Origin of the sequence: Caulobacter segnis (assembly GCF_031454995.1) — a bacterium.
GTDB classification, from domain to species: Bacteria; Pseudomonadota; Alphaproteobacteria; order Caulobacterales; family Caulobacteraceae; genus Caulobacter; species Caulobacter segnis_E.
In genome coordinates this window covers 1335184-1343793 of the sequence record NZ_JAVDRV010000002.1, presented here as the reverse complement: position 1 = coordinate 1343793, position 8610 = coordinate 1335184, and the positions used below count along the sequence as shown (strand labels likewise).

The window sequence follows — 8610 nt, the reverse complement described above, 5'->3', positions numbered from 1 at the left end:
CGCGAAGGCGTGGAAATGATCATGCCGGGCGACAACGCCGAGCTGGACGTCGAGCTGATCACCCCGATCGCCATGGAAGAGAAGCTCCGCTTCGCTATCCGTGAAGGCGGCCGCACCGTCGGCGCCGGCGTCGTGGCGAAGATCGTCGAGTAATCCTCGACCGTCTTAGCTTCGGCTGACAATGCGAAGGCCCCGGAGAGCGATCTCCGGGGCCTTTTTGCTTTGGGGCGGGGCGGACGATGCCAAGGTCCGAGATGGGTGGCTGTCGGACAAGATCCTCCCCCCAGCGGGGGAGGTGTCGGCGAAGCCGACGGAGGGGGAAGAAGCCGGCTCGGCGGGACTTCCCCCTCCGGCCTTCGGCCTCCTCCCCCTCTGGGGGGAGGATTTTCCAACCGTCCGTCATGGGTCGTAAGCCGACCCCCAGGTCGGTGTGAGCCTTACATCTCTTGGAGGCGGCAGCGTGCCGGACTGACCAGGTCAGTCAAGGACCGCTCTCCGAGCGGCCGCGCCGCGGCGACGCGTAGCGTCGTCCTTGAGTGACCGGGACAGCCCGGCGATCGTCTCGCCGTGAGATGTAAGGAAGGCTCCCTTCCTGGACAGGGAGGGGCACGCGACTCCCTCTCCCAGAGGGAGAGGGCCGGGGAGAGGGGTTTCGGAGTCGGACGGAGCGCCGGCAGGGCCTCGAACCTTGTAACCCCTCTCCCTCCCACCGCTTCGCGGCGGGCCCCGCCCTCTCCCTATGGGAGAGGGATCTCAACGCCCGTCTGCGCACGAGCGCTCCCCCTTCCAACCCCAACAAACTCAACACCCTAAGCCCCCGACCCACGAGCCCATCCAAAATCGACGCATCACCCCCAAAACCTCGCCCATACTTCTCCTCGCCCCGTCGCGGGGGAGGGCGTTCAGCTGGCGACCGAACGAGCGGCGGGGGTGATCGAGCGGGAAGCGCTGGTCTTGGCCTTCGGGCCGCCTTCGCGACGGATCCGGACGGGCTCCCTGAAACATCGGGACGAAAGCCGGGCGGCGAGGGAGACAGGCGCGGCAGGCGCGGGCTGAAATCGCCCGCGTGGTCCGGAGGGAACGCATCTTCCTCCGCCCGCCCGGGGCCTCTTTCGGAAGCGGGTTAAGACCCCGCGCGTCGAGGGCTCCGGAGCACAGGTCACGCGGAGCGCTCCGGCCTCGGCCGAAACGGTACTCCACTAAACACTCATCCGGGCCCTGCCCGGACGCTCCGCCGCCTCCCAAGCCCGCCGGCTCAACCGGCGGAAGGGCGCCGCGTCGCGCCTAGCCCTCCACGAACCTCGGAATGGGCCCCACCTGCTTCGTCTGATCCGGCAGTTCGACGAACTCCTCGTCGATGAAGCACCAGCCCCAGCCCTCGGGCGGGTCATAGCCCTCGATGATCGGGTGACGGGTCGCGCGGAAGTGGGCGGAGGCGTGCTTGCTGGGACTGTCGTCGCAGCAGCCGACGTGGCCGCAGGTCCGGCACAGGCGCAGGTGCACCCACCAGCCGCCGGTCTTCAGGCATTCCTCGCAGCCCTTGGCGCTGGGGGTGACCAGGCGGATCGCGTCGCCGTGCATGCAGGCCATCGGGGGCTCCTTAGGCGTTGGCCAGATAGGCGTGGATGGCGGCGACGGCCTGGGCCCCTTCGCCAACGGCGGCGGCGACCCGCTTGACCGAGCCGGCCCGGACATCGCCGATCGCGAACACGCCCTTGCGGCTGGTCTGCAGCAGCGGGTGGCCGGGGGCCAGGTCGGTCCCGGTCCGCACGAAGCCGTGGTTGTCGAGCTCGACCTGGCATTGGTTCAGCCAGCTGGTGTTCGGCGCGGCGCCGATGAACAGGAACAGGTGGCCGATCGCCTGGGTGGTCTCCTGGCCACCCGGACCACGCCAGCGCACGGCCGACAGCTGGCCGCCTTCGCCTTCCAGCGCGACGACCTCGCCGCGGACGACCACCTCGATGTTCGGCGTGCTCTCGATGCGATCGATCAGGTAGCGGGACATGGTGGCCGCCAGGCTCTGGCCGCGCACGATCATCCAGACCTTCTTGACGTGGCTGGCCAGGTAGACGGCCGCCTGGCCGGCCGAGTTGCCGGCGCCGACCAGGGCGACCTCCTGGCCCGCGCAGAGCTTGGCTTCGAGCGGCGACGCCCAGTAGTGGACGCTGGAGCCTTCGAACTGGTCGAGATTGTCGACGTCGAGGCGTCGGTAGCGAGCGCCGCTGGCGATCACCACCGTCTTGGCGTGAGCGCTCTCGCCGCTGACCAGGGCCAAGCGATAGCGGTGAAGGCCGTCGTCCTCGCAGGCCAACGAGGCGACCTCGTCGGGGATGGCGAGGTCCGCGCCGAACTTCTGGGCCTGGCCATGGGCGCGCCCCATCAGGGCCATGCCCGAGATCCCCGTGGGGAAGCCGAGATAGTTTTCGATCCGCGCCGAGGCTCCGGCCTGGCCGCCGAAGGCGCGGGTGTCCAGCACCAGCACCGACAGCCCCTCGGACGCGGCGTAGACCGCCGTCGCCAGCCCGGCCGGGCCGGCGCCGACCACGGCGACGTCGTAGACCTTGCTCTCGTCGATCGGGCCGACCAGGCCGATGCAACGGCCCAACTGGTGGTTGGTCGGCTGGCGCAGGATCGACCCGTTTGGGCACAGGACGATCGGCAGCTCGCTCTCGTCGACCTCGAACCGCTGGATCAGCACCTTGGCGCAGTCCACCTGGTCCGGATCGAGGTTCTGGTAGGGATGGCCGTTGCGGGCCAGGAAGCCGGCCAGGCGGATCACCTCGGCGTCGGTGGCGCGGCCGATGATAATCGGCCCGCCCGCGCCGGTCTCGATCAGGCTGACCCGCCGCAGGATCAGCGCGCGCATGATCATTTCGCCAAGTTCGGCCTCGGCCACCAGCACCGCGCGCAGACGCTCGGGCGAGATCAGCAGCACCTCGACGTCGGTGAGGGCGGCGACGTCGACCAGAGAAGGCCGGCCCGAGAGCTGGGCGATTTCGCCAATGAACTGGCCGGCGTCGTGCTCGACGATCGGTTGGCTTTCGCGGTTGGCGTCGCGGCGGCTGATCGCCACGCGGCCGGCCAGCACCACGAACAGGCCAGGCGAGGCCACGCCGGCCGTGGCCAGGGCTTCGCCCGAGCGCGCCTGGATGACCTGGCCGAAGCGGCGCAAGCGATCGATCTCATCGGGGCCCAGCCGGGGAAACATCTGGGCGCGACGGGTTTCAAAGGTGGTGCCAGCCATGACCAGAGATTGCGCCACGATTGACGTTTGGTCATGGGCTGATCGAGGACGATTTTGAACAATCACGCCGTTTCGTCATCGACTATACCGCCCGGCGCCCTCGGAGTAGGCTTCCGGCATGTCGCGTTCATCCGTCGCTCCTCGTTCCGCCGTCCAATGGCGCGCCGACCACGCCGCGCGACCCTTCGAACGGATCACGCCGCGCGAGACGGCGGTTGGCCTGTCCTTCGATGGTCGTCCGCACACGGTGCTGATGGCGACGCCGGAGCATCTGGACGAACTGGCCCTGGGCTTCGTGATCACCGAAGGCGTCGCCAGGGCGGGCGACGTGACCGCCGTCACCATCAAGGAAGAAGACCTGGGCGTCCTGGTCGACGTGGCCTTCGCGCCCGGCGCCCTGGCCCGCAAGGCGCGGCCCCGAAATCTCGAAGGGCGCTCTAGTTGCGGGCTGTGCGGCGTGCAGCGACTGGCCGACGCGGTGCGGCCGCTGCCGTCGGTGGGGCCGGGGGCGCGCATCCGGCATGACGCCATCCCCGCCGCGCTCGCGACGCTGGAGGAACAGCAGGCGCTCGGACGGCTGACCCGGGCCACCCACGCGGCCGCTTTCTTCTCGACGGAGGGCGGGCTCGTCTTGGTCCGCGAGGACGTCGGTCGTCACAACGCGCTCGACAAGCTGGCCGGCGCCTTGGCGCGCGCCGATATCGACGCGGCGAGCGGCTTCGTCGTCGTCACCAGCCGCTGCTCGTTCGAGATGGTCGAGAAGACCGCGCGGATGGGCTGCCCGATCTTGGTCGCGGTCTCGGCGCCGACGGACCTGGCGATCGCCAAGGCCGAAGAGGCGGGGATCACGCTCGTGGCCCTTGCCCGCGCCGATGGCCACGCGGTGTTCGCCGGCGGCGAGCGCCTGATCGAAACCCAGCCGGAGCCCGTCTGATGGCGAATGAGAAGACCCCGGGCGTTCGCCCCTATCGCCATCCGGCCGGCGGCTGGGACGCGCTGAAGGCGGTGGCCGGCGCCCTGGTCGATCAGGAGACGGTGGTCGAGGGCGGTAAAACCCTGATGCGGGCCAACCAGCCGGAGGGTTTCGACTGCCCGGGCTGCGCCTGGCCCGATCCCAAGCACACCTCGTCGTTCGAGTTCTGCGAGAACGGCGCCAAGGCCGTGGCGTGGGAGGCGACCAGCAAGCGCGCGACCCCCGAGGTCTTCGCCCGCCACACCGTCAGCGAGCTGCTGACCTGGAGCGACCACGCCATCGAGGACCTGGGCCGGCTGACCCAGCCCATGGCCTATGATCCGGCCGACGACCGCTACAAGGCCATCACCTGGGACGAGGCCTTCGCCCGAAGCGGCGCGGCGCTGAAGGCGCTGGCCGATCCGAACCAGGCGCAGTTCTACGCCTCTGGCCGGGCCTCGAACGAGGCGGCGTTCTTGTATCAGCTCTTGGGCCGGCGCTTTGGCACCAACAATTTCCCCGACTGCTCGAACATGTGCCACGAGCCGACCAGCGTTGGCCTGCCGGACTCGATCGGCCTGGGCAAGGGCTCGGTCACGCTGGAGGACTTCGACCACGCCGACCTGATCCTGTGCTTCGGGCACAATCCCGGCACCAATCACCCGCGGATGATGGCGACCTTGCGCGAGGCCAGCCGGCGCGGGGCGACGATCCTGGCCTTCAATCCGCTGCGGGAGCGGGCGCTGGAGAAGTTCGCCTCGCCGCAGGACCCGGTCGAGATGGCGACCCTGTCCTCGACCCCGATCGCCTCGGCCTACTACCAACTGACCATCGGCGGCGACGCCCTGCTGGTGCAGGGGATGATGAAGGCCGTCTTGGCCTTGGAGGCCCGCGACGGTGGCGTGCTGGATCGCGACTTCATCGCCGAGCACACCACCGGTTTCGAAGCCCTTGCGGCCCACCTCGAGGCGCTGGACTGGGCGACGATCGAGGCGGGCTGCGGACTGCCACGCGCTCGGATCGAGGAGGCGGCGGCGACCTACGCCAAGGCCAAGGCGACGATCCTCTGCTACGGCATGGGCCTTACCCAGCACCGCGATAGCTCCCAGACCGTGCAACAGCTGGTCAACCTGCTGCTGCTGAAGGGCAATATCGGCCGGCCGGGCGCGGGCATCTGTCCGTTGCGAGGCCACTCGAACGTCCAGGGCAATCGCACGGTCGGTATCTGGGAGAAGCCTTCGGAGGCGCTGTCCGACTCGATCCGCGACGTCTTTGGCTTCGAGCCGCCCCGCGCCCACGGCCACACGGTGATCGAGACGATCGCGGCGATGGAGCGGGGCGAGGCCAAGGTCTTCGTCGGCCTGGGTGGCAACTTCGCCGTCGCCGCGCCCGACCCGGTGCGGACCTTCGCGGCCATGCGCAAGCTGGACATGGCCGTGCACGTGGCCACCAAGCCCAACCGTACGCACCTGCTGGTCGGCAAGGCCGCGCTACTGCTGCCGTGCTTGGGCCGGACCGAGCTGGACGTGCGGGCAGGGGTGCGCCAGTCGGTGACGGTCGAGGATTCCATGTCCATGGTCCACGCCTCCCGCGGCCTCAATCCGCCGGCGTCGGAGCACCTGCTATCGGAGCCCGCGATTGTCGCCGGGATCGCGACGGCGACGTTCGGCCAGGATCCGCTGATCGACTGGACTGGCCTCGCCAACGACTATGACGCGATCCGCGACCTGATCGCCCGAGTCTTCCCGGCGGCCTTCGCAGGGTACAACGAGAAGGTCCGGGTCCCGGGCGGCTTCCGTCTGCCGGTGGGGCCTTCGGATCGGGTATGGAAGACGGCGACCGGCAAGGCCAACTTCCTGGTCTTCGACCCCAAGGGCGGCGATCCGCGCCGGGGCGATCCCGACGTGCTGATCCTGACCACCCTGCGCAGCCACGATCAGTACAACACGACCATCTACGGGAATAACGACCGGTATCGGGGAGTGTTCGGGCGGCGCGACGTCGTCTTCGCCAATCCCGAGGACATGGCGCGGATGGGGCTGTCCGAAGGCGACCTGATCGACGTCGGCGCGGCCTTCGACGAGAGCGGCGAGCGCGTGGCGCGAGCGTTCACGATCGTGGCGCGCGACATCCCGCCGGGCTGTCTGGCGGCCTACTATCCCGAGACCAATGTCGTCATCGCGCTGGATGACCACGATCAGCGTTCGGGCACGCCCGCCTACAAGTCCGCGCCGGTGCGGGTGCGACGGCATCAGGCGGAATGGCGCTCCATGACTTAGAGGTCATGACCGCGAATTAAGTCGTGGTTCGGATGAAGCGCCGCTAGCTTGCCCCCATCGAGATACACGCATCCGATGGGGAGCTTACCGATGCGCGCTATGACCACCCTGGCCGTTCTGGCCGCCGCCATTTCCACCACCGCGGCCGTTGGCGGCGCCGCCCAGGCCGCGCCGTCCGTGAAGATCAAGGACGCCGTCGCCCGCGTCGTCGTCATTCCGGAGAACCGGTCCGACATCAAGGTCGAGTTCCTGACCACCAACGCCAGCCTGCCGCTGACTCTGAGGACCAATGGCGCCGACGTGGTCATCGACGGCAATTTGCGCAGGGGCCGGATCAACGGCTGCAACAGTCACAACGGCAAGGCTTCGATCCGAGTGCGAGGCGTGGGCGAGGTGGCCTACGACAACATTCCGCAAGTGGCCATCCGCACGCCGATGAACGTCGAGGTGGGGGCCGGCGGCGCCGTGTTCGGCGACATCGGCCGCTCCGATAGCGTCGAGCTGGGTAATGCCGGCTGCGGCAACTGGACGGTGGCCAACACCAAGGGAAAACTGGAAGTCAGCCAGGCCGGCTCGGGCGACACCCGGACGGGCTCCGCGGGTTCGGCGGAAATCAGCATCGCCGGTTCGGGCAGCGTCAGCACCCAGGCGATCGCTGGCGACCTCGAGGCCAACATCGCTGGGTCTGGCGACGTTCGGGCCGCGAGCATTTCGGGCAAGCTCGAGGGCAACATCGCCGGCTCCGGCGACATCACCGTCGCGGGTGGCCGTAGCCGCGCCATCGAAGTCAGCGTGATGGGCTCGGGCGACGTGACGTTCAATGGCGAGGCCGACGCGGTCGAGGTCAGCGTGATGGGCTCGGGCGACGTCAAGATCGCCAAGGTCAACGGCCCGGTGAAAAAGCACGTGGCCGGCTCGGGCGACGTCATCATCGGCCAGTAGGCCGCGCCACACACATATATATATAGAGTGAAGGCCCCGGGATCGCTCCCGGGGCCTTCTTCATGTCCGGACCCTTGGTCCAGCGTTCCGTGTTTAGCGGACGCCGAAGCCGAACAGGTCGCCGGCCGAGATCAGGTCGGCGCCGGCGCGGTCGCGGTCCTTCAGGCTGCCGCCGAAGGTGTAGCGCAGGCCCACCTTGATGGCGTCGGCGTTCAGGTCGGCCAGGTCGTCGGATTCGCTGTGGGTGTACTTGGCGAAGGTCGACCAGCCCGAGTTGGTGAACTTGTACTCACCGCCGACATTCACGTCCCACAGGTCAGCATTGACGTTGGTGTCGATGCGCGACCAGGCCGCGCCGGCGTCCAGGCGGAAGTTGTCCGTCACGAAGTAACGGGCGTCGCCGCGGACGGTGTAGAGGTCGGCGTCCAGGTCGTTCGACTGACCGTAGGCCGCGACGCCCGACAGGGTCACGTTCGACAGGTACTTGTGGGCTTCGCCGCCGACGGCCCAGACGGTGTCGTTGGCCGGGCGGGAGAGGGCGGTGAAGCCGCCGACGCGCCAGGTGTCGCCGATCTTGGTGGTCAGGTGGGCGGCGCCCGAGGCGATGGTGTCGTCCGACAGGTCGTTGTCCGAGATCGAGACGTCGCCGTTGGCGGTCACGGTCCAGGCGCCTTGCAGCGGGATCGCGACCGAGCCGTCGATCACGGCCGACGAGCCGTGGCCGCCGCCGAGCTTGGTGTTGATGTCGGTGTAGTTCACGGCCGCGCCGACCGAACCCACGTTCTGGGCGAAGGCCGGGGCCGAGACGGCGGCGGCGATCAGGGCGGCGGTGGCGAAGAGCTTGGTACGCATTGGGTCTATCCCCTTAGTGACTGTGGCTCCTCCGGCTGGCGGGGCGGTCGTTGTTGGGGGGAGGGGCCGCCCAGTCCGCCGGGGAGGGGCGGCATCTATGGAGGTTTGGGTGGTCGCTCAAGACCAGCAGCGACGCTTGAGAGGCGAATAATGCATTTTTGTGACACTTGCGGAGGCGAGAATTCCGACTACGCGCTCGCGGGCGCACGTTCATTCCTCGCTTTGGTCTGAATGTGTTAAAAGTCGACCGACGTTATGTTTGCGGGGGTCTTGCGCGAGGCGCCTCGGGCGCCTATCCAGGTCCCGCCCGACGACTCGAGTCCTTGCGGACGAGACGAACC

Annotated in this window: 8 protein-coding genes and 1 pseudogene; 5 read left to right on the top strand and 4 right to left on the bottom strand. The window is 68.6% G+C overall.

What is annotated here, in order from left to right; translation table 11 throughout:
* Positions 1-153: EF-Tu C-terminal domain-related protein (locus J2728_RS12265; RefSeq protein ID WP_473701036.1), on the top strand; the 153-nt coding region annotated here is incomplete at its 5' end.
* Positions 154-231: 78 nt separating this feature from the next.
* Here J2728_RS12265 and J2728_RS12260 read toward each other — a convergent pair.
* Positions 232-381 (bottom strand): annotated as a pseudogene (locus tag J2728_RS12260) (hypothetical protein); the annotation flags it as partial.
* A gap of 186 nt (positions 382-567) precedes the next feature.
* On the opposite strand from J2728_RS12260, the gene J2728_RS12255 reads away from it, so the two are divergent.
* Complete coding sequence (locus J2728_RS12255) at positions 568-813, top strand: hypothetical protein (protein ID WP_404979738.1); 246 nt, start codon at positions 568-570, stop codon at positions 811-813.
* Positions 814-1284: 471 nt separating this feature from the next.
* Here the strand turns inward: J2728_RS12255 and J2728_RS12250 are convergent, their stop codons facing one another.
* Both J2728_RS12250 and J2728_RS12245 read right to left on the bottom strand, forming a co-directional pair.
* Positions 1285-1590, bottom strand: a complete 306-nt coding sequence (locus tag J2728_RS12250; protein ID WP_309999411.1) for a UBP-type zinc finger domain-containing protein — start codon at positions 1588-1590, stop codon at positions 1285-1287.
* A gap of 10 nt (positions 1591-1600) precedes the next feature.
* Positions 1601-3244: an FAD-dependent oxidoreductase gene (locus tag J2728_RS12245; protein WP_309999409.1), complete on the bottom strand. Its 1644-nt coding sequence runs from the start codon at positions 3242-3244 to the stop codon at positions 1601-1603.
* A 118-nt stretch (positions 3245-3362) separates the two neighbouring features.
* Here J2728_RS12245 and fdhD point away from each other — a divergent pair, with 118 nt between their 5' ends.
* The 3 genes from fdhD to J2728_RS12230 all read left to right on the top strand — a co-directional run bounded on the left by fdhD (position 3363) and on the right by J2728_RS12230 (position 7417).
* Positions 3363-4178, top strand: a complete 816-nt coding sequence (gene fdhD, locus J2728_RS12240) for a formate dehydrogenase accessory sulfurtransferase FdhD (protein WP_309999406.1) — start codon at positions 3363-3365, stop codon at positions 4176-4178.
* The gene (locus tag J2728_RS12235) at positions 4178-6475 is read left to right on the top strand and encodes an FdhF/YdeP family oxidoreductase (protein WP_309999404.1); all 2298 of its coding nucleotides are present in this window, start codon (positions 4178-4180) and stop codon (positions 6473-6475) included. Before fdhD ends, J2728_RS12235 begins: the two co-directional genes overlap by 1 nt.
* Before the next feature lie 90 nt (positions 6476-6565).
* Positions 6566-7417 (top strand): GIN domain-containing protein, encoded by an 852-nt coding sequence (locus tag J2728_RS12230; protein ID WP_309999403.1) that lies wholly within the window; start codon positions 6566-6568, stop codon positions 7415-7417.
* 93 nt (positions 7418-7510) lie between these two features.
* Here J2728_RS12230 and J2728_RS12225 read toward each other — a convergent pair whose 3' ends face one another.
* A complete protein-coding gene (locus J2728_RS12225; RefSeq protein WP_309999402.1) occupies positions 7511-8269 on the bottom strand; it encodes an outer membrane protein in 759 nt (252 codons plus the stop codon).
* Between the last annotated feature and the right edge of the window lie 341 nt (positions 8270-8610).

Bases quoted from the DNA above. Each gene is read 5' to 3' on its own strand.
- J2728_RS12250 (WP_309999411.1), bottom strand. From the start codon at position 1,590: ATGGCCTGCATGCACGGCGACGCGATCCGCCTGGTCACCCCCAGCGCC.
- J2728_RS12245 (WP_309999409.1), bottom strand. From the start codon at position 3,244: ATGGCTGGCACCACCTTTGAAACCCGTCGCGCCCAGATGTTTCCCCGG.
- fdhD (WP_309999406.1), top strand. From the start codon at position 3,363: ATGTCGCGTTCATCCGTCGCTCCTCGTTCCGCCGTCCAATGGCGCGCC.
- J2728_RS12235 (WP_309999404.1), top strand. From the start codon at position 4,178: ATGGCGAATGAGAAGACCCCGGGCGTTCGCCCCTATCGCCATCCGGCC.
- J2728_RS12230 (WP_309999403.1), top strand. From the start codon at position 6,566: ATGCGCGCTATGACCACCCTGGCCGTTCTGGCCGCCGCCATTTCCACC.
- J2728_RS12225 (WP_309999402.1), bottom strand. From the start codon at position 8,269: ATGCGTACCAAGCTCTTCGCCACCGCCGCCCTGATCGCCGCCGCCGTC.